The sequence below is a fragment of the Syntrophales bacterium genome, from assembly GCA_035363115.1.
Taxonomy (GTDB): Bacteria; Desulfobacterota; Syntrophia; order Syntrophales; family PHBD01; genus PHBD01.
The window spans coordinates 202,698-221,292 of record DAOSEM010000003.1; the positions used below are offsets into that span (position 1 = coordinate 202,698).

Consider the following 18,595-nt stretch of genomic DNA (forward strand, 5'->3'; position numbering starts at 1 on the left):
CGCGTCCCGCGTGTCGATAAGAAGATCAAAAGGAACAGTGAGTCAACAAAACATGGACACGGAAAACCGGAGGGGAAAGGGAGAGGGGGTGGAGGCACAGAGAATCCGGATCATTCGATAGCAGCGGCGGGAGCGGGTCCTGAAGGGCCCGGGACGATCAATCATCCATTCAAAAAAAATTTGAAAAACCGGCCAGAACGCCGGTCCAAAAACCCAGAAAAGGAGAAATACAATGTCTTCCAACGCAATTCAGCTTTCCGCGGGAATGAGAAACACCCTGTTGAGCCTTCAGTCAACCAACAACCTGCTCAACCAGACGTCGGAGCGCCTCGCCACGGGCAAGAAGGTGAACAGCGCCCTGGACAACGCCCTCAGCTACTTCACGGCAACGTCCCACACGAGCCGGGCCAGCGACCTCTCGGCCCTGAAGGATGCCATGGGGGAAGCCATCCAGACCATCAAGGCGGCCGACGCCGGCATCGAGGGGATCATCGATCTCATCGATACCATGAAGGGTCTCGCCAAGGACGCCTATTCCGCCGACACGACGGAAGCGGCGAGCCTGGAAACCCAGTACGACGCTATGGCAACGCAGATCACCAACCTGGCCGCTGATGCAAGCTACGGCGGGATGAATCTCCTGGACAGCGACACGCTGACAGTGACCTTCAACGAGGACGGCACCAACACGATGAGCGTGTCCGGTTTCAACGCGAAAGCGGCCGGCTTGGGCATCGTGGCGGCTGACTTCGCCAGTTCGGGGTCCATCGGCAGCGCCATTGCTCTGCTCGACACGGCCCTGTCCACCCTCAGGACCAAGTCCCAGACCATGTCGGCGAACCTGAGCGTCATCACGGCGCGGCAGGACTTCACCTCCAACATGATCAACGCGCTGACGATCGGCGCGGACAATCTGACGGCGGCGGACACGAACGAGGAAGGGGCCAACATGCTGATGCTCCAGACCCGTCAGTCCCTTGGCACCACATCGCTGAGCCTTGCCTCCCAGGCAGCCCAGTCGGTGCTGGCCCTGTTTTAAGAGACAGGGTGTCGACGATATAACGGAGCGGGGAATGCAGGAAGGGGACGTACCCTACCTCCACTGAAAAAAGCAGGCTTTCCCCGGATCCAGCCACCACGTAGCGACCGGGAGGCAACCGCCTCCCGGTCGATCTCCCGTTTGCAGGGGAGGCGGAACGATGCACATTTCAACCCTTGACCGATACGGCAGTGCCGTCGACCAGGCAACGAAGGAGGCCTCGGTTTCCTCGCCATCCGGCGAGACGAAGTCGAGGGGTTCCACTCAAGCAGCTGCGGAAGGCGGGCAGCCGCATCTTCTCCTCCGCCAGGCCGAGGCAATCGATGCGATCTTCCAGGAGGCTTCCTCGAAGCTCGACCAGATGAAGGACTCCCTCCATGGGATTTTCAAGACCTATCCCCCCTATCCTCCCGGGAGCCAGGAACGTGCTGAAAAGTTGCAGCGGTACGATGCCCTGCGCAGGCAGATCGAGCAGCTCCGGCCCGCGGTAATCCGGGAAGAGGCCGAGAAGGAAGAGAAATCCGTTTCCGTATCTCTGCCGACGACCCAGAAAATATGGGACCTTGCCTTTGACGAACAGGGGCGGATCCGAACCGTCTCCACAGACGAGGCTTCATCCACGGGAAACAGCGGCGATGCCTGGCAGTTTCCCGTCCTTGCTGAAAACGCCCCGGATCAGAAAATCCGCGATACCGCAGACCGGATCGATCAACTGTCCAATGCCGTTCAACGGAAACGAAGCGAGTTCTGGTCATTTCTCGAGCCGTACGCCCTGACGGACCTCTACGCCTGATTCCTCTCGCTCCAGTACTCCGGGAATTTTCTTCCCTCTCGATATTCCTCGGGAGGCATTTTTTTCTCTTTTCCATCCCGCCTTGGTTCATTTTTGCTTAATATCAAAGAATCCGAAAGGTTATGGGTGCGCCCGGCTGGCATGGGGTTTGCTTAAACGTCTGCAAGCACCCTCCGGGGATGGTCGGGGGGTGCGGAAGGTCTGGATCTGGTGCTCGCAATAGATGCGGGCGTGTCAAAGACCCAGGTCGGATGAGACGGCGGGAGGGGAAAGGGGGTGCCGAGGAACCGTTCCCGACTGTCTCGGCTGCGGACATCTAGTTTTACTATTAACCCTGAAACCAACCGGCAAGAATGCCGGCATCAATCCAAGAACAGGAGGAAAAGAAACATGTCGACGAATGGAATTCAGTTAACCACAGGAATGAGAAACACCCTGTTGAGCCTTCAGGCAACCAACAGCCTGCTCAACCAGACGTCGGAGCGCCTCGCCACGGGCAAGAAGGTGAACAGCGCCCTGGACAACGCCCTCAGCTACTTCACGGCAACGTCCCACACGAGCCGGGCCAGCGACCTCTCGGCCCTGAAGGATGCCATGGGGGAAGCCATCCAGACCATCAAGGCGGCCGACGCCGGCATCGAGGGGATCATCGATCTCATCGATACCATGAAGGGTCTCGCCAAGGACGCCTATTCCGCCGACACGACGGAAGCGGCGAGCCTGGAAACCCAGTACGACGCTATGGCAACGCAGATCACCAACCTGGCCGCTGATGCAAGCTACGGCGGGATGAATCTCCTGGACAGCGACACGCTGACAGTGACCTTCAACGAGGACGGCACCAACACGATGAGCGTGTCCGGTTTCAACGCGAAAGCGGCCGGCTTGGGCATCGTGGCGGCTGACTTCGCCAGTTCGGGGTCCATCGGCAGCGCCATTGCTCTGCTCGACACGGCCCTGTCCACCCTCAGGACCAAGTCCCAGACCATGTCGGCGAACCTGAGCGTCATCACGGCGCGGCAGGACTTCACCTCCAACATGATCAACGCGCTGACGATCGGCGCGGACAATCTGACGGCGGCGGACACGAACGAGGAAGGGGCCAACATGCTGATGCTCCAGACCCGTCAGTCTCTCGGCACCACGTCCCTGAGCCTTGCCTCCCAGGCAGCCCAGTCCGTCCTGCAGCTGTTCTAACCGGTGCCGGGGCGGCGGTGATGACACCGCCGCCCCGGTCATCCACAGGGGGTGTTATGGGCCTGAAAATCGAGCTGAAGCCCCACGAGCGGTTCATCCTCGGGGGAGCCGTCGTCCGGAATGGAGGTTCCAGGACGGAACTGATTATCGAGAACAACGTTCCAATCCTTCGGGGAAAGAACATTCTCTCCGTTGAGGAGGCGGATACCCCCTGCAAGCGGATCTTTTTCGCCGTACAGCTGATGTATGTGGGGGGTGGAGACATGAAAGAGTATCATCGGACCTATTGGGAACTCGTCAATGAAGTGTTGAAAGCGGCTCCCAGCACGACGGGTCTGATTGACACAGTCAGCGAACACATCCTGGGAGGGCAGTATTACCAGGCTCTAAAAGCGGCCCGGGAGTTGATCGAATATGAGGAGAGGTTGGTGAACCATGTACGAGAATCCACTTAAGGCCTACCAGCAGACACAAAAGGCGGGCATGACGGGCCGCGAAATCGAGGCGCACGTACTGACCAAGGCCGCCCTGAAGTTCCGCGAATGCCAGGATAAGTGGAATGAGGGCGGAAGCAATGGGATGCTGGGTGAGGCCATCCGGTACAACCAGCGGATCTGGAGCGTCTTCCAGGGAGAGATGGTCGATCCGGCAAATCCTCTGCCTGTCAAACTGCGGGAGGACATCCTGACCTTGAGCCGATTCATCGACAAGCGGTGCTTCGATGTCCTGGCGTTTCCCAAGCCGGAAAAGCTCGACATTCTGATCCGGATCAACCTGAATCTGGCCGCCGGGCTCAGGGGATCCACCGTAGAGGATACCGAAGAAGCGGGCGAGTAAGAAAAGAAAGATCCGGGAGGTTTCAAACGGCCCGGATTGCAGCAACGGCAGGTCGGGAAGACAAGGGAAGCCGGGGTCAGGAATTGGCCGCCGGCTGGAGGCGGTTCAGCCTCTCCACTGCCGGTCCGTATCCGGGCCGGATGCGGAGGGCCGTCTCCCAACTCAGCATGGCTGCCTGGAGGATCCCCAGGCGGAGAAAGCCGTCCCCCCACAGGACAAGAGCCCTGTAATCGTTCGGATTGTCCTTCATGTGTCTCTCAAAAAACGGAAGCGCTTCGGCTGCTTTGCCCGCTCCGGAGAGCGTCGCTGCGATCTTCAGACAGAGTTCATCCCCACCCTGGTCGAGTTCCACCGCCTTGTTGAAGTATTTTATTGCTCCTTCCGATTTGCCCCGGTGCAGCAGAACATTACCCAGTTCACGATAATAAATACTTTTTTCCGGATGGTGTTCCATCAGACGCTGCAGCTCCGCTTCCGCCCTCTGCCAGTCCTCCAGGGACTTGCAGGCCCGGACGCACCCCAGCCCTGCTTCCTCGTCCCGGGGATCCGACCGGGTCAGGTCATGGAAGAGGTCAAGCGCCGCGGCATAATCCTTCTCCTTCATTTTCAGCCGGGCGAGCCCGAGACGTTGCTCCCGTTCATCTCGAAGCCTTGCGTTTTCCCATTCCCTCTGGACCTGAGTCCCCGCTTCGTGGACTTTCTTTTCCCGTATTTTGAGGGCGTGATCGATCATCTGTCGGACGTCCGGGGCATTGTCATGAATGGTTCGGCAGGCCAACAGGCAACCGACAAAGTCGCCCCGGTCCAGGCAGAGGCGGGCGCGCTCGAGAAGTCGTTCACGCTCCCGTTCCCGTTTGTCCACCAGGAGGTCCTGGAATGCATTTCGCTTCAAATGTCCGGCGGAGAGCCGCTGCAGGCAATGCCCGGCGGTCTCGAACCGGTTCCCGTCCAGGTGCAGGGCGAACAGCTCTTCGAGGGCGGTGTCCCTGCATGCATCCGAAACAGTGGCTCGCTCGAACTCTTCGGTGGCCATTCCGGGATGTCCCATCCTCCGGAGGCAATTCCCCAGGCGAAGGCGTAACTTTGCAATGGTTTCCGTTCCGGGCGGAGCCGCCTCGATGCTCTCGGAAAGAGTTGCGTATTCATCGATCAGGGGATGGACGTTACGAATCTTCTCCAGAATGGGAGGGCATGCCTCTTTCAATCCCTCGCACAGTGCTTCGCAATAGCGGATCGTTCGGCGAGCGGCATCGTGGTTTTCTTCAGGCCTTGCCAGTTGTTCCTCCATTTGGATCAGGAGGTACTTCACCCTCACCGTCGCCAATCGGCTGATCCGGTCTTCCTCGAGGGAATTCAGCAGGGAGGAAAAGGATTTCAAGGCCTTCCTGTTCAGAGCATCAAGCTGGTTCCGTTTCTGCGGCATGGGTTCTCCGTTTTGCGGAAACAGGCTTTTCATTTCGCCGCACATCTGTTCCAGCCTGCTGGCGTTTTTAAGCAGGCGTTCCATGTGATTTCGCGACGTCTCAAGCATCCGGCAGAGCCGGCGCGGATCCACTCCCAGAGGCTGTCGCGCTTCGGCCAGATACTCGGAAACGGGGAATTCCTGCCTGCAACAGGTTTCCAGGACATCCCGCATGGACATTCGCTCTGTTCCGGCGATCCGGGCACCGCCTTCCGTGGCGTTGATGAACCGGCACCCGGGGTGGTGCCTGATCGTATTCTCGATATCCTCGAGGAAGGCCAGCAGACCCGAATGGGTGGGAACCTGGCCGCCGAAATATCCGGGGACCCAGTAGACTTCGTGGTCTCTTGTGTTCTGTCCTCTCTTCATGATGATGCGGGATCCCTGAACCGTCACCTGTTTCCCGTACGTGGCGCCTGCAATGTGACTGGATTCCCCGTAGGACAGATCCTGGCCGGTGAAGATGATCGGGTCCGCCCCGGCCGCCAGGGCAAGGTTCAACGCGGTCTGGGCCACGGTCATGGCGTTGCCGAGCGGAGGGGAGACCTTTCCCGAGGCTGGCAAGAGGATGCTGTTCCGGTCCAGAGGCACGAAGACATCTCCCCGGTACTCCCGGGGGATTCTCGGGTAGACTTGAGGGTGTATCAGGAGGGGCATGTTCGCCATGTCGATCGCGTCCGACATGCTCCGGTAGTTGGGTTCGCCGAAATCGATGGAACAGACGATGTCGGGGTGAATATCGTACGCCAGGAGGATCCGCAGGCTCTGGCCGACGGTGATGATCAGCGCCCTGCCCTGAGCCTCCCGGAGAAGGGAGATATTTCTCTGCAGGGAGGGGCCTGTCGCCACGATGATGGCGGGCCGGTTCCGGAAGGTGCCGCTCAGGAGCCCCTCCGGGTTCCAGCCAAGAAGAGCCCGGGGCAGATTCTCCACCTCGTTCTGGATCACCGTGCCGCCGATCTTCACCACCGTATGGAAGTTCATCAGGACGGTGTTGAACTGGCTATGGCAGATGTCATGCATCCTTGCCGTTCCCGGGTCCAGCAGGCGGGTAAATGATTCCAGAAACAATCGGATCCGGCCGTTCAGAATGGCATTGTCCTGTTCTTTGGCAAATCGCCGCAGCGCTTCTTCCTCGGGAACCACAAACGTTATTTTTCCGCTGCGGATCTCCGCCGAGTAATCGTGAAGGGCCAGGGCGAGGCGGAGGATGTCCGGATCCCTCTCCACGATGTACACCGCGTGGCCGGGCTCCATGGTGCTCAGGATGTGGAGTGCCCTGTAGCCAAGCCCGAGTCCGAACAGGAACGTCAGGCTTCCCTTCGGGAAGGACTGGTCCGCCAGCTCCTTCTGGATGGTCTCGAAAGGATTTTCCCGGTTGTAAAGGATGATCCGTTGCCCCCCGGGACGTACGATTTCGAGGTCCGGCAGGCCCGACAGGCTGGAAAGCAGGTTGTACTCACCCGGCTGGGATGGGCACTTCTCCCACCAGGCGAGAAAATCGGGGCAGCGCTCCCGGAGGGCCGCGAGGTTGGCATCCAGGTGGCCGCTCATTCGGCTCTCGCCTCGGGCGCGGAGGCCTGGAAACGGATATACTTCAGGAGCGCTTTTCCTTCCCGGAAATCCGGCTTCGTCTTCAGCCCCTCCAGGATGGTCTGTTCCGCCTGACCCCAGTCTTTCTTTTCCGCGAAAGCACGGGCGAGGTTGTAATAAAGCCCCTCGTCCTGGGGATGGAAGAAAAGGGCCTTCCTGAACTCGGTGATGGCGCGGTCGAAGTGACCGGCTTTTCGGTATTCGATGCCGGCGGTATTGCAGATCTGCAGGACCATGGCCAGGGCCACTTCGTCGTTCCGGATAAATTCCGAGGCCTTGTTTCCATCTCCCCCTTCCAGCAGGGAGAGGGCCTCCTTGGCCTTCTCTTCCGATGCATCCGGTGCCGGGTTCCCCGCCTTAGCGTCATCGTCAGATTCTTGACGCGTCGTCAGGGGGATCGACATTTCCTCCACCTGGACCTGGAGCATCTGGCGGAGGAAGTCGAGGGAGGTCTTGATATCGTTGTCCCGGAATGAAACGGGGCCGAACTCGTCCAGAAACGCCCGGGATTCGGCGATGTCGTGCTGGAGGGTGTTCACGGCCTCCCGGACCATCTTTTCGTCCGCCGGGATCATTGGTGTCCGCAGGATCCGCTCCAGGGTGTCCCTGAAAAGATGAAGGCATCCGTTGACTTGCCCCTTTTTCATGTGGATCCGGCATTCATCCAGTTTTCTCAGGATCTGTACCGCGTCTTCCCGCCGTACCGCTTCCGCCATGGCATGCCTCTCCGGAATGGATTTTGGACACCCGTATTGTTTCACGATTCGTGCCAGAAAAATTATCCGGAAATGTGGATTCGGGGCTCAAGTCGGGGCGGCCGGGTGCCGATAGTATGAGCAGAAGAAATCTAAACCCAGGTGGTGCAGGAGGCACCCATGACCATTTCAACGTATCAGATAGACAGCGTCATCAAGGCGTACACGAAGCAGTACCGGGAGCGGATCCGCATGGGGCAGTCGGATGAGCCCGCCCGCGACCCGTCCGCGGACGTCGTCAACCTGTCTAACGGAAAAGAGGTCAAGGAAGAGGCCTTCGAGAAGATTTCCTACTCGCTGATGGACGTCCTGGTCGGGAAACGGAACCAGCCGTAAAGGATCGGATGACCATGAATGCTCCTGCTGCTCTCGAAGAAAGACTCTTCGACCGTCGAATCCTGGTGGTGGACGACTACGAGCTTACCCGCCGGATGATCGTCGACGCCCTTCTCCAGACCGGTTACACCAGCGTCGAGGAGGCGACGGACGGGCTGGAAGCCCTCGACCTGTTCAAGGCAGGGAACCATGACCTGATCATCACGGACGTCATGATGCCCCACATGGACGGAATGGAGCTGCTTGACCGTCTTCAGGAGATCCGCGCCGACTCTTCGATCATCCTGGTTACGGGACAGCCGGAAGTCGATGCCGGGGTGGCGGCCATGAAGCGGGGAGCCGTCGATTACGTCCGAAAACCGTTCAATATCCAGGATCTTCTCTACAAGGTCGAAGTCTGCCTGCGGGAGCGGTATCTGCTGCCGGAAGAAGATCATGAGAACGCTCTTGCGACGACCCGGCTGACGGAGAAGAAGAAAGAGCTGTCCGTTCACAGCCATATCTACGATTCGTTCGAGAACATCGAGGGCGAGAACCAGCAGGTCTTTGAGAAAATGGCCGAACTGGCCCTGCGGGTTGTCGACGGGGTGGAGGCGACCATCTGGATCTTTGACGCCGAGGCCGACCAGTTCCATCCCCAGGTGGTCCGCTTTGCCGAGGGCCAGGCTCACGAGCCGGGCGGAAACGTGATCAACGCCATCCCGTTCCTCTACCAGGTAGTGGACAAACGGGGGGCCCTGGTCGTGCAGTCCCCCAACGGGGAGGGCGGCGACGCTTCCCTGCTCTGCGCCCCCCTGGTCATCCGGGGTGCCGTCTTCGGCGTGTTGACGGTGCGGAGAAAGAAATACACGGGAATCTTCACCAGCAAGGATGTCCATTACATCGTCAGCCTGACCAAACGGGCCTCGCTGAACCTGGAGAACAAGCTCCTCTACGAGAGCCTTTTTGCTAATGTTCTGGACACGTTCCAGTCCCTGGTCGCCTGTGTCCAGATGCGGGACAACTACACGCAGGAGCACTGCCGCCGCGTGACCAAGGTGTCCATCCGGACCGCCGATGTCCTGGGGCTCGACACGCAGGACCGCGAGTGCCTGAAGGTGGCCGGCGTTCTTCATGATGTGGGGAAGATCGCCATTCCGGACGCCGTCCTGTTGAAGCCGGGGCGGCTGACGGACGAAGAGTACGAAGTCATCAAGCGGCATTCCGCCCTGGGGGAAAGCGTCCTGAGACCCATCGCCCTCTTCGACCGGGAGCGCGAGATCATCCTGCACCACCACGAGCGGTGGGACGGGAAGGGATACCCCTCCGGCCTGGCCGGGACGGACATTCCGTTCCTGTCCCGGATCATCGCCGTCGTGGATACCTTCGACGCCATGACCAACAACCGGCCATACCGGAAGGCGCTGGACGTCGGCACGGCGCTGGATGAGATTCGGCGTAACCGTGGAACCCAGTTCGATCCGGACGTGGCCGACGCGTTCCTCAGCCTTTACTGACAGACTCTCCTTCCTGATTCGTTTCCCGATTCCAGAATGATATCAAGACCGTTGCGGTTCTGCGCCCTTTCCCGGGAGCGCCGGTTGTGGCGGTTGAAAGCCGTTCGTCCCGCGATGGACTGAAGAATGCGGCATGGAATTTGTATGGATATCCTCGATATCCCCTGGGGAGAGTCTTCCATGGTCGAAATCATGAACAACCAGGAGCCGGGTCTGATCCGAAAGGTCCTCCCGACGGGCAGCAACCCTGCGGCGGGAGCCGGCGGATCGGCATTCCGGGGTGAAGCGGCCTTCGAGACCCTCCTGAAACAGGCCCTGGGCGCAGGGGCAGGTTCGGGCGCGGGAGCGATGCAGGATCCCGCGGCGCTTGCCCGGACGCTCATGGAAAGGATGCAGATCCGCTCAACGGACCGGCTCCTCCGGTTGATGTCCGGAAGCGAAGCGGGGGAGGTTCGGGAGCAGGACGGGAAAGTGCTGGAGCAGCTCCTCGAGGCGGCGGCCCGGACCATTCAGGGGGCGGAGATCCGGCCGGCTCCCGGTGCGCCGCTGCAATCCGTTCCGGGACCGGCGGTAACCCCCGCCCAGGCCGGAGGCACAAGAAAAGGCAGCCTGGCGGCCTCGCCGGAGCTGAACTCGATCATCGAAAAGGCGGCGGATCGCTACGGGGTCGACCCCCTCCTGGTCCGGTGCGTAATCCGCGCGGAGAGCGCTTTCCGTCCCCAGAGCACCTCTCCCAAGGGCGCCATGGGGCTCATGCAGCTCATGCCCGCCACCGCGCGCGACCTGGGGGTCACGAACGCCTATGATCCCGAGCAGAACGTCTTTGCCGGTACACGGTACCTGAAATCCCTCCTGGATCGTTACAGCGGGGACGTTCCACGGGCACTGGCCGCCTACAACTGGGGCATGGGAAACGTGGACCGCCGCCCCGACCGCCTCCCGTCGGAAACCAGAGAATACGTGGCCGGAATCATGCGGGATTATCGGAAACCGTCGACATGACGGGAGGCGCCGCTCCAACCTCTTCCACGCCCGTCTTCCTGTGCAGATCCCGAGGAATTGTTTGACTTCTTCGGAAAAAACAGAGTAGAAGGGCTCTCGCACACGGAGGAGGAAGGGAATGCCGGATTACTGGGTAAAAATCACCGAACGGGAAGAGGAAGAGATTCAGCACCACCACTATCTGGTTGCGGCGAAGAGTGATGTCGAGGCCAGGAGGATGGCCATGCGGTTCGTAGAGCGGTTTTTTGACGACGACGAGAGCCCCGAACAGATTGACGGCGGCTTTTCCTTCTACAACCGGGCGATCGATGTCCAGATCAGCGACATCAAGGAGACGACCCGGGACCGGTTCAAGGATTTTCTCCTGAAGCTGCACACCATCGGCTGAAGATCAGTCGCGGGGAGGGGCCGCCCGGCTCTTCTCCCGGCGATTCACTGCACGTCCTTCCCTTTCATTCCAACTTCATCATGATTCCAGGCAGTTACATCTTGATCGCCAGGGGATTCCCCTGTGCAGGCAGCAGAAAAACGCCGGGTTCCGTTGACGGAAACCCGGCGGGTATTTGACGCTATGTTTGCAATCCGGAGGGATGGGAAGCCTTATTTGAAGGCGGCCTTGACGCCGGGGTCTCTCAGGACGGCCACGACGGCCTGGTTGACCGTGGCATAGGCGTTCTTCTCCTTCTGGGCGAAATCCTTCGGATCGCTCACCTGGGCCGTCTTGATCGTGTACTGGTTCTTGTACTTCAGGACCCCGTCCCGCTCGATCCGGATGCTGAAGGTGAACTCTTCCTCGGTCCAGCGGTCGATGATCAACTTAAGATCCGGAATCTGGCTGATCGGGCTGAGGTGGGCGACCTGCATGCCCGCCATCCACATGGCGTCCCGGAAACAGTCCATGACAAAGTAGTCCAGCGGCACGGAGACCTCGTAGGCCGTCTTGGTGTCGGTACTGAAGTAGGCATACCTCTTCGTCTTCTGGTCGTTGTTGACGAAGTCGTTCAGGTCGACGGACTTTCCACTGTAAAACGAAACGATGTCCTTGGGGATTTCCGGTTTGTACAGGTGCCGCTGCAGTGAGATCTTGTGTTCCGCCACAACGCAACCCGCCAGCATCCAGACCGCCGCGAGCAGAAGGGAAAAAAACATGACGCCGCGGTTCGTGCTTCGCCGCTTGCCGATTCGATCCATGATGTCCGCCTCCTTGGGATGGGATTGACTGGCCCGGACTCTATCACATCTGCCGGGAAATGGGAAAAGGGATTCCGGGGAGGATTCCCGGATCCGACAGACAGACAACCGCCTTGAAAGGGAGGGCCTGGTAGGGTATATGTTGCCAGAACCCTTGGCAACCGGACAGAGCCTCCCGTTTTTCCGCAGGACCTCGATTCTCCCTCTTGCTGTTCTGAAATTCGCCGCCGTCCCTTTTGTCTGCTGGATTCTTTTCCACCATAAAGGGCATGCCCGCCCGACAGGATCGGCAGAATGCCGGTTTCGGAGGAGGTATCCATGAGACGAACCATCATGCTCTTTGCCGCGGCATTTCTGATTGCGGCCTCTCCGGCGGGGGCATCCCCGCAGGCGGATTCGCCGGTCCCGCGCCCGGATGCGGGGCTCACCAAGGAAACCAAGGCGTTACTCCTGAATGCGACCGCGGTCGTGGCGGTCATGGGCTGGGGAATCGCCGTGTGGGATTACGGGCAGCGGAGTCCCCGATTCCGGGACGAGGGCTGGTTCGAGCGGACCTCCAACGAGGGCGGAGCCGACAAGCTGGGGCATCTCTACTCCGGATATGCCCTGAGCCACCTCTTCGAGTCCCTCTACCGGCGCTGGGGCTACGACCGGGAGCAGGCGATCCGCCTGGGGGTGCTCTCCTCCGCAGGCCTCACCATGCTCGTTGAGCTGGGCGATTCCTTCAGCGAGTTCGGCTTCTCCTGCCAGGACGCCCTTTTCAGCCTTCTCGGAGCCGCCGTCGGCTATGGCATGGTCCGCTTTCCCGAGGTGGCGAAAAGGGTTGACTTCCGCGTCGAGTACGACCCCTTCCGATCCACCACCCGCAAGACCGATGTAACCACCGACTACGACCGCCACAAGTACCTGCTGGCCTTCAAGCTGGACGGTTTTGACACCTTCCGGGACACACCCCTCAAGTACCTGGAGCTGCACCTGGGGTATTACGCCCGGGGGTACGACCAGTACGACGGGCTGCCGTGGCAGGTTGACGAACGCTCCCGGACGGTCTACGTCGGGGTCGGCTTGAACGTGGGAAGGCTGCTGAAACCGCTCTGGGACACACGGCTGTTCCATTACATCCAGATGCCGTACACCTATGTGCCCTACAACCACCGGCTGGATTGAGGGTCGGGGGCTTTGGCCCGACCTCGCCTCAGGGACGGGCCGGAAACAGGGGTGACCGGGATCCCGTGCCGGGAAGACGCCTGTGACGGATCTGCGGTCAGACGGACTTGAGCAGCCGGTTGGACGGGGATTCCCGGAGGGCCGTCTCGAAGTCCCGCAGGCCGGCGGACAGCTCTTCCAGCGCCTCCGTCTGGAGGATGGGAATATCGTCCGATCCCCGCCTGTCCATGGCGGCCAGGACGTACGAAACAGTCAGGAGGTCCGGATCCACGGCCGGCTGGAATCCCGGTTCGCCCGGCCGCTCCAGCGACACATCCGCCAGGATGCCGCAGGCTTTCAGCTCCTCCAGGATCGATGCCAGGAGCTTCGGAGGGATTCCCGTCAGGGCGTTGAGTCCCGACGCCGTGAGGGGCTCCCCCGGCTCGGAGAAGTTCCGGCAGACGCGGTTCACCACCCAGAGGGCGAGGGTCTTGCGGAATGCCGGGCTGATCCGCTCCGCATCGGGACCGAATTCCAGGAAATCGGCATGCTGGTGCGCCTGGGAGACCTCGGCGCCGGCCAGGACGATGAGCCAGCTGATCTGCAGCCAGGCCAGGAGAAGAGGCAGGGCGGCGAAGCTGCCGTAGATGGCGTTGTACTCGGCGACGCCCACCTGGAATGTGATGTAGGCCCACTGGACGAGCTGGTAGACCGTCCCGGCCAGGATCCCCGCGAAGAGTCCCGACTGCCAGCGGACTTTCGTGTTCGGCAGAAACATGTACAGAAATGTGAACAGGCCCCACATGACGCCGTACGGCGCGTACTTGAGCGCGAACAGGACGAGCGGCTGGAGGGCGCCGAGAACCTCGATTTTCTGCGACAGCATCCGGGCCTGCGAGGCGAGGAAGACCGTCACGCTGCCCGACACCACCAGAAGCACCGGGCCCACGAACATGACCGAGAGGTAGTCCGTGATCTTCCGGGAGAGGGCGCGGTCTTTCCGGACGCCCCAGATGGCGTTGAAGGCCCTCTCGATGTTGCCGACGAGCTTGATGATCGTCCAGAACAGGAGCCCCACACCGACGCCGGCCACGAGCCCCCCCTTCGTCCTGGCCAGGAGGGAGTTTGCGAAGGAGAAGACATTGGTCAGGATCTCCTCCTGTCCCGGAAACTTCTCCAGGAGCCGCTGCTGGAGCACGGACTGGAAGTCGAAGCCCTTGGCGATGCCGAAGGCCAGGGCCACGACCGGGACGATGGAGAGAAGGGTGTAGAAGGTCAGCGCACTGGCCTGGAGAGGGCCGCGATGCTCTCCGAACCCCCTTCCGGCGGCCAGCAGGATCCGCAGGTTGCCGATGAGGAGAGCCTTTCCCCGGGGCAGGTCCCGGAGGCGGATCCGCCAGATGTCGCTCCCGAGGAATCGAATCAGTCGGCTGATCAAGGAAACTTCATCCTTTCCGGCGATCCCGCCCGGTCGCCGTTGGGGAGCCGTCCGCCGGGCGGGGAGGGCATCAATCCATTTCCAGCATCCTGTAGCCCTGCACGTCGAACACGTGCAGGCAGGCGTCCACGACGTCCTGGTCGAAGAGGTTGCCCCGGTCACCCTTCATGGAATAGATGGCCACGTGAACCTCCCGGGCCGGCCGGTAGGCCCGCGGGGACGTGATTGCATCCACCACGTCCGCAACCCCCAGGATGCGTGATTCCAGGAGGATGCGCTTCCCCTTCAGCCCTCTCGGGTATCCGGAGCCGTCCATTCTCTCGTGGTGCTCCCAGATCATTCTCGCCACCGGCCAGGGGAAGCGGATTCCCTTCACCATGTTGTGCCCGATCTCGACATGGGTCTGCATCATCCGGGACTCGTTTTCGTCCAGCCTCATCTCCTTGTTGAGGATCGCCCCCGGAACATCGATCTTGCCGATGTCGTGAATCAGGCCCGCCAGCCTGAGGCCCGTGATCCGGTTCTTGTCCAGATTCATCTTTTCGCCGATGGCGCGGGCGAGGTCGGCCACGCGGAACTGGTGTCCTTCCTTGTATGTATCCCGGACTTCGTGACTGACAGCGATGGCCCTGGCCAGGGCGAAGGCCCGCTGGAGGCTCCTCTCCGGGCTGAGTATCGACTTCTTTTTGGAGAAAAGCTGCTGCATCTCCTCCAGCCGCTCCCCGATTTCCATCTTCATGCGTTCTACGTCGATCATGTGCTTTACCTCCATCGAAGGGAAGGCAGCCCCCTGTCTTCCCGTTCTTCTGCCGGGGCATGAACCTGCCACCGGTGAATCAGCTTCCCTCTGCCAGCCTCACGAGCGCCTGTCGGTCCGGCATGTGGATCAACCTTCCGTCCGTGCGTAGGAGTCCTTCCGTGCTCATCTTTTTGATCGCCCTCGAGAGGGCTTCCGGTGTGGAACCCAGAATTTTTGCCAGTTCGCGCTGGGTAACGGGCAGCGTGACGGACTTATCGGCTGCCCCCGGGGACAGGCTCAGCAGATACGTGGCCAGGCGCTGGGGGATTTCCATCAGCGACAGCGACTCCACGAGCGCCATGGAATCCTTCAGGCGGCGGGAGAGCACCCGGATGATGTTCAGGAGAAGGGACGGTTCCCGACCGGCGATCTCCTCGATGACGGGACCGGGAATGACCAGCAGGGACCCTTCTTCGAGAGCCATGGCGCTTGCGGGAAAGGACTCGACGGCGAAGGCCGTGCAGAGTCCGAAAGGTTCCCCCGGGCCGAGTACGTAGAGCGTCTGTTCCTTTCCCTCCGCGGAACTCTTGTAGAGTTTCACCTTCCCCGAGAGAACCACAAAGAAAGCCCGGGCGGGATCTTCCTCCCCGATGATCAGGTCTCCCGGGCGAAAGGGCCTTCGGGCGACCTTTTGCGCCAGGGAATTCAGCCGTTCCCGGCCGATTCCCTCGAACAGGGCGATATCACGAATCTGTGCAATGGTGTCCATGAAAAATTTGCCGGCGTTGATCCAGATCAATGACGCGTTCCTCATCTTCCTGTAGGAACGAAATCAACGGACGGCAAATTATTAACACAGCCGTCCCGCTGAAACCAAGAAAGTTTCCATGCAAGGAGGAAGGAATGATGAACGCGAAAGAACATTTGAAATCCGTGAGTGATGCGTCCTTCGATGCGGAGGTACTGAAGGCGGAGCAGCCGACGCTGGTCGACTTCTGGGCTCCCTGGTGCGGCCCCTGCCGGGCGATGGGGCCTGTCCTGGAGGAAATCGCCCGGGATTACGAAGGGCGCCTGAACGTGGTGAAGGTCAACGTAGATGAGAATCCAAAGATTTCGCTCCTGTACGGAGTGCGCAGCATCCCGACGCTCCTTCTGATCAAGGATGGTGAGATTCGGGAGACCCGGGTCGGCATGCTTCCCCGGGAGCAGCTCGCCGCCATCGTGGACCGCAGTCTCCAGTGAGAGTGCGACCCGGTCCCGGTCCCGCCGGGCCGATCGCTTCCTTATGCCTGAAGGTCCCTTCGCGGCGCCCGGGTTCCGGGTGCCGCGAAGCGGGCGGGAAACCCTTCCAACACGGGGATTGAATGATGATGAAGATCCTTGGAACCCTGAACCGGAACCTGGCGGTGGCGATCCCAGCGGCCATGGCGCTGGGATTCGCCGCCGGCATGGCGGCGGATGCGCGGGCCCTGAAAGGGTGGATCCTGCCCCTCACCTTCCTCATGGTCTATCCCATGATGGTGACGATGAAGCTCCGGAAGATCCTGGAGGGCGGGGATGGAAGGGCCCAGGCGATGGCCCAGGCCGTGAACTTCGGGATCATTCCCTTTGCCGCCTTCGGGCTGGCGATGATCTTTTTCCCGGGCCGGCCGTTCCTCGCCTTGGGCCTGCTCCTGGCGGCACTCGTGCCGACGAGCGGGATGACCATCGCCTGGACGGGCTTCGCGAAGGGGAATGTCGAGGCGGCGGTGAAGATGACCGTTGTGGGGCTGATCCTGGGTTCGCTCCTGACGCCCCTCTATCTCAACGCCCTCATGGGGGCGAAGGTTGCCGTCGACCTCGTGGCCGTGTTCGGGCAGATCCTCCTGACGGTGTTTCTGCCCATGGCGGCGGGGTACGCAACCCAGCACACCCTGGTCCGGCGCTTCGGCCGGCGGGAGTTTGAGCAGCGCCTGGCACCACGCTTTCCCGCCCTTTCGACCCTGGGGGTCCTGGGGATCGTCTTTGTCGCCATGGCCCTGAAGGCGCGGGAGATCGCCGCCCACCCGCTCCTGCTCGGGGAGATTCTTGTTCCGGTGGTTCTCCTCTACGGGGGGAATTACATTCTGGGAGCGCTCCTGGGGAAGGCCTTTCTGAAGCGGGAAGACGCTGTTTCACTCGTTTACGGGACGGTCATGCGGAACCTGTCCATCGCCATGGCCGTGGCCATGAACGCCTTCGGAGAAGGGGGCGCCGAGGCGGCCCTGGTCATCTGTGCGGCCTATCTCGTTCAGGTCCAGTCCGCCGCCTGGTCCGTCGGCTGGGTAAAGCGTTTCTTCGAGCCGCGTGTTCTTCCCGTCGCCGCGGCCGAAGAATCCTGACACGAGGTGACGGGTTCGCGGGCCGTGTCGAAACACCGCCATCTTTATGGCCGCTTCGGCCGGGTCAGCCGGAAATCCTGCCGGGGCAGGCCCGGATCGCGGTTCGGGTCGTAGGTCGTGTCGTTCGAATAGATGTAATCGCCGTTCGCGTTGACCCAGCGGCGGCTCCAGTCGCTCGTGTCCCGTTCGACCTTCCCGGTGATGGGATTGACGTAATCCTCCTGGCCGGTGAGGGTCAGGTACTGGTCCCTCTGGATGGACTGCTGGGTGCGGGTCCGGTGAGCCGTGATCTCGCGGTCGATCCGGTTCAGGTCCTCGATGACCTTCCGGGAGATCTCCGCCCTCTCCCCCTGCCCCCTCAGCTCTCCCGCCACCCACTGCGGATTCAGGCGGATGGAGTTGGAAACGATGTCCAGCACGGGTTTCCAGCGGTCCACCTCGGCTGCCGGTGAGCGCATCGCCGTTGTGAAGTCGTTCGCCCACAGGCCCATGGATCGGCGGGCGTCGACCAGGACCGTGTAGAGCAGTTCCTTGTAGGCCCTGCCGTTCTCCGTGTATTCGACGATGACGAACCCCGCCTGGTAGGTCGGAGGCTGGACGCCGACCTGCATCAGCGCACGGGCGACCGGCTCCGACAGGCGGCTCACAACCTGGGCGAGCTTCGGCAGCGGCTCCTTCTGCACGACCCGGACGCCGGCTGCTCCCTGCCTGGTCTGTGAAAATACGTACAGGAGGTACTCCTCCCAGCCGGGCATGCGGACGACGGTCATCCCGTTGTAGTTCATCCCGGGGCCGTGCGTCGGCGGGATCATGGGGCCGTCGGCGTAGTGGATCTTGGGCAGCCTCCGCAGCATGACCGTGCCGCCGGCATCGCTCTTGACCGCGATGTCGCACTTGGCCTCGATGGAATTCCCGGTTCCGCCGGCTACATTCGGGTCCACGCGGAAGATCCCTCCCTCCACGATCCATCCCCTCGGCACCAGCATCGTGAAGGCGTGCTCCCGAGGCTCTGCAACACGGGTGAAGGCGACGGTCCGGGGGACGTTCCTGACGGACGATGCCTGCCTTGCGCTTTTCCTGGAATCGGACGCGGCAGCCGGTGCGGATGCCCCCGCGAAAGACATGGATAGAACCGCCGCAACGGCGAGCATCAGCAACGGTTTCCGCACGGACTCACCTCCCGGGGGCAAATCGCCCGGCCGGCATTTTAC

At 61.2% G+C, this 18,595-nt stretch carries 19 protein-coding genes; 12 read left to right on the forward strand and 7 right to left on the reverse strand.

Going from position 1 to position 18,595, the window contains the following annotated elements; genetic code table 11:
• Positions 1 to 232 precede the first annotated feature (232 nt).
• From PLO63_08800 to flaF, 5 genes are all read left to right on the forward strand, one after another.
• Entirely contained in the window at positions 233 to 1,039 is an 807-nt protein-coding gene (locus PLO63_08800) for a hypothetical protein (GenBank protein HOI74231.1), read from the forward strand.
• A 160-nt stretch (positions 1,040 to 1,199) separates the two neighbouring features.
• Positions 1,200 to 1,832 carry a hypothetical protein gene (locus PLO63_08805; protein HOI74232.1) on the forward strand — a complete coding sequence of 211 codons (633 nt, stop codon included), beginning with the start codon at positions 1,200 to 1,202 and terminating at the stop codon, positions 1,830 to 1,832.
• A gap of 390 nt (positions 1,833 to 2,222) precedes the next feature.
• Complete coding sequence (locus PLO63_08810) at positions 2,223 to 3,029, forward strand: hypothetical protein (GenBank protein HOI74233.1); 807 nt, start codon at positions 2,223 to 2,225, stop codon at positions 3,027 to 3,029.
• A 56-nt stretch (positions 3,030 to 3,085) separates the two neighbouring features.
• Entirely contained in the window at positions 3,086 to 3,484 is a 399-nt protein-coding gene (locus tag PLO63_08815) for a flagellar biosynthesis repressor FlbT (GenBank protein ID HOI74234.1), read from the forward strand.
• Positions 3,465 to 3,866 carry a flagellar biosynthesis regulator FlaF gene (gene flaF, locus PLO63_08820; GenBank protein HOI74235.1) on the forward strand — a complete coding sequence of 134 codons (402 nt, stop codon included), beginning with the start codon at positions 3,465 to 3,467 and terminating at the stop codon, positions 3,864 to 3,866. The genes PLO63_08815 and flaF overlap by 20 nt, the downstream gene beginning before the upstream one ends.
• A 76-nt stretch (positions 3,867 to 3,942) precedes the next feature.
• Here flaF and PLO63_08825 read toward each other — a convergent pair whose 3' ends face one another.
• Together PLO63_08825 and PLO63_08830 are read right to left on the reverse strand one after the other, a co-directional pair.
• Positions 3,943 to 6,882 (reverse strand): DUF115 domain-containing protein, encoded by a 2,940-nt coding sequence (locus tag PLO63_08825; protein ID HOI74236.1) that lies wholly within the window; start codon positions 6,880 to 6,882, stop codon positions 3,943 to 3,945.
• On the reverse strand, positions 6,879 to 7,637 hold the full coding sequence (locus tag PLO63_08830; protein ID HOI74237.1) for a tetratricopeptide repeat protein: 759 nt from the start codon (positions 7,635 to 7,637) through the stop codon (positions 6,879 to 6,881). Before PLO63_08830 ends, PLO63_08825 begins: the two co-directional genes overlap by 4 nt.
• 159 nt (positions 7,638 to 7,796) lie before the next feature.
• Here PLO63_08830 and PLO63_08835 point away from each other — a divergent pair, with 159 nt between their 5' ends.
• From PLO63_08835 to PLO63_08850, 4 genes are all read left to right on the forward strand, one after another.
• Positions 7,797 to 8,012 (forward strand): hypothetical protein, encoded by a 216-nt coding sequence (locus PLO63_08835; GenBank protein HOI74238.1) that lies wholly within the window; start codon positions 7,797 to 7,799, stop codon positions 8,010 to 8,012.
• A gap of 14 nt (positions 8,013 to 8,026) precedes the next feature.
• A complete protein-coding gene (locus tag PLO63_08840; GenBank protein ID HOI74239.1) occupies positions 8,027 to 9,508 on the forward strand; it encodes an HD domain-containing response regulator in 1,482 nt (493 codons plus the stop codon).
• Positions 9,509 to 9,688: 180 nt separating this feature from the next.
• Entirely contained in the window at positions 9,689 to 10,510 is an 822-nt protein-coding gene (locus PLO63_08845) for a lytic transglycosylase domain-containing protein (GenBank protein ID HOI74240.1), read from the forward strand.
• A 118-nt stretch (positions 10,511 to 10,628) separates the two neighbouring features.
• The gene (locus PLO63_08850) at positions 10,629 to 10,898 is read left to right on the forward strand and encodes a hypothetical protein (protein ID HOI74241.1); all 270 of its coding nucleotides are present in this window, start codon (positions 10,629 to 10,631) and stop codon (positions 10,896 to 10,898) included.
• A 212-nt stretch (positions 10,899 to 11,110) separates the two neighbouring features.
• Here PLO63_08850 and PLO63_08855 read toward each other — a convergent pair whose 3' ends face one another.
• Positions 11,111 to 11,701 carry a hypothetical protein gene (locus PLO63_08855; protein HOI74242.1) on the reverse strand — a complete coding sequence of 197 codons (591 nt, stop codon included), beginning with the start codon at positions 11,699 to 11,701 and terminating at the stop codon, positions 11,111 to 11,113.
• A gap of 318 nt (positions 11,702 to 12,019) precedes the next feature.
• On the opposite strand from PLO63_08855, the gene PLO63_08860 reads away from it, so the two are divergent.
• The gene (locus PLO63_08860; protein HOI74243.1) at positions 12,020 to 12,868 is read left to right on the forward strand and encodes a DUF2279 domain-containing protein; all 849 of its coding nucleotides are present in this window, start codon (positions 12,020 to 12,022) and stop codon (positions 12,866 to 12,868) included.
• Between the two features lie 97 nt (positions 12,869 to 12,965).
• On the opposite strand, the gene PLO63_08865 is transcribed toward PLO63_08860, so the two are convergent.
• The 3 genes from PLO63_08865 to PLO63_08875 all read right to left on the reverse strand — a co-directional run bounded on the left by PLO63_08865 (position 12,966) and on the right by PLO63_08875 (position 15,793).
• On the reverse strand, positions 12,966 to 14,285 hold the full coding sequence (locus tag PLO63_08865; protein ID HOI74244.1) for a YihY/virulence factor BrkB family protein: 1,320 nt from the start codon (positions 14,283 to 14,285) through the stop codon (positions 12,966 to 12,968).
• A 70-nt stretch (positions 14,286 to 14,355) separates the two neighbouring features.
• The gene (locus tag PLO63_08870) at positions 14,356 to 15,042 is read right to left on the reverse strand and encodes an HD domain-containing phosphohydrolase (GenBank protein ID HOI74245.1); all 687 of its coding nucleotides are present in this window, start codon (positions 15,040 to 15,042) and stop codon (positions 14,356 to 14,358) included.
• A 79-nt stretch (positions 15,043 to 15,121) separates the two neighbouring features.
• The gene (locus PLO63_08875) at positions 15,122 to 15,793 is read right to left on the reverse strand and encodes a Crp/Fnr family transcriptional regulator (GenBank protein ID HOI74246.1); all 672 of its coding nucleotides are present in this window, start codon (positions 15,791 to 15,793) and stop codon (positions 15,122 to 15,124) included.
• 137 nt (positions 15,794 to 15,930) lie between these two features.
• Here PLO63_08875 and trxA point away from each other — a divergent pair, with 137 nt between their 5' ends.
• Together trxA and PLO63_08885 are read left to right on the forward strand one after the other, a co-directional pair.
• Positions 15,931 to 16,266 carry a thioredoxin gene (gene trxA, locus PLO63_08880; protein ID HOI74247.1) on the forward strand — a complete coding sequence of 112 codons (336 nt, stop codon included), beginning with the start codon at positions 15,931 to 15,933 and terminating at the stop codon, positions 16,264 to 16,266.
• A 122-nt stretch (positions 16,267 to 16,388) separates the two neighbouring features.
• Positions 16,389 to 17,384, forward strand: coding sequence for a bile acid:sodium symporter (locus PLO63_08885; GenBank protein ID HOI74248.1), 996 nt, complete (start codon positions 16,389 to 16,391; stop codon positions 17,382 to 17,384).
• A 44-nt stretch (positions 17,385 to 17,428) separates the two neighbouring features.
• Here the strand turns inward: PLO63_08885 and PLO63_08890 are convergent, their stop codons facing one another.
• Positions 17,429 to 18,553 carry a hypothetical protein gene (locus tag PLO63_08890; protein ID HOI74249.1) on the reverse strand — a complete coding sequence of 375 codons (1,125 nt, stop codon included), beginning with the start codon at positions 18,551 to 18,553 and terminating at the stop codon, positions 17,429 to 17,431.
• Between the last annotated feature and the right edge of the window lie 42 nt (positions 18,554 to 18,595).

Coding starts and splice junctions, on each gene's coding strand:
- PLO63_08800 (HOI74231.1), top strand. CDS start 233: ATGTCTTCCAACGCAATTCAGCTTTCCGCGGGAATGAGAAACACCCTG.
- PLO63_08805 (HOI74232.1), top strand. CDS start 1,200: ATGCACATTTCAACCCTTGACCGATACGGCAGTGCCGTCGACCAGGCA.
- PLO63_08810 (HOI74233.1), top strand. CDS start 2,223: ATGTCGACGAATGGAATTCAGTTAACCACAGGAATGAGAAACACCCTG.
- PLO63_08815 (HOI74234.1), top strand. CDS start 3,086: ATGGGCCTGAAAATCGAGCTGAAGCCCCACGAGCGGTTCATCCTCGGG.
- flaF (HOI74235.1), top strand. CDS start 3,465: ATGTACGAGAATCCACTTAAGGCCTACCAGCAGACACAAAAGGCGGGC.
- PLO63_08825 (HOI74236.1), bottom strand. CDS start 6,882: ATGAGCGGCCACCTGGATGCCAACCTCGCGGCCCTCCGGGAGCGCTGC.
- PLO63_08830 (HOI74237.1), bottom strand. CDS start 7,637: ATGGCGGAAGCGGTACGGCGGGAAGACGCGGTACAGATCCTGAGAAAA.
- PLO63_08835 (HOI74238.1), top strand. CDS start 7,797: ATGACCATTTCAACGTATCAGATAGACAGCGTCATCAAGGCGTACACG.
- PLO63_08840 (HOI74239.1), top strand. CDS start 8,027: ATGAATGCTCCTGCTGCTCTCGAAGAAAGACTCTTCGACCGTCGAATC.
- PLO63_08845 (HOI74240.1), top strand. CDS start 9,689: ATGGTCGAAATCATGAACAACCAGGAGCCGGGTCTGATCCGAAAGGTC.
- PLO63_08850 (HOI74241.1), top strand. CDS start 10,629: ATGCCGGATTACTGGGTAAAAATCACCGAACGGGAAGAGGAAGAGATT.
- PLO63_08855 (HOI74242.1), bottom strand. CDS start 11,701: ATGGATCGAATCGGCAAGCGGCGAAGCACGAACCGCGGCGTCATGTTT.
- PLO63_08860 (HOI74243.1), top strand. CDS start 12,020: ATGAGACGAACCATCATGCTCTTTGCCGCGGCATTTCTGATTGCGGCC.
- PLO63_08870 (HOI74245.1), bottom strand. CDS start 15,042: ATGATCGACGTAGAACGCATGAAGATGGAAATCGGGGAGCGGCTGGAG.
- PLO63_08875 (HOI74246.1), bottom strand. CDS start 15,793: ATGGACACCATTGCACAGATTCGTGATATCGCCCTGTTCGAGGGAATC.
- trxA (HOI74247.1), top strand. CDS start 15,931: ATGAACGCGAAAGAACATTTGAAATCCGTGAGTGATGCGTCCTTCGAT.
- PLO63_08885 (HOI74248.1), top strand. CDS start 16,389: ATGATGATGAAGATCCTTGGAACCCTGAACCGGAACCTGGCGGTGGCG.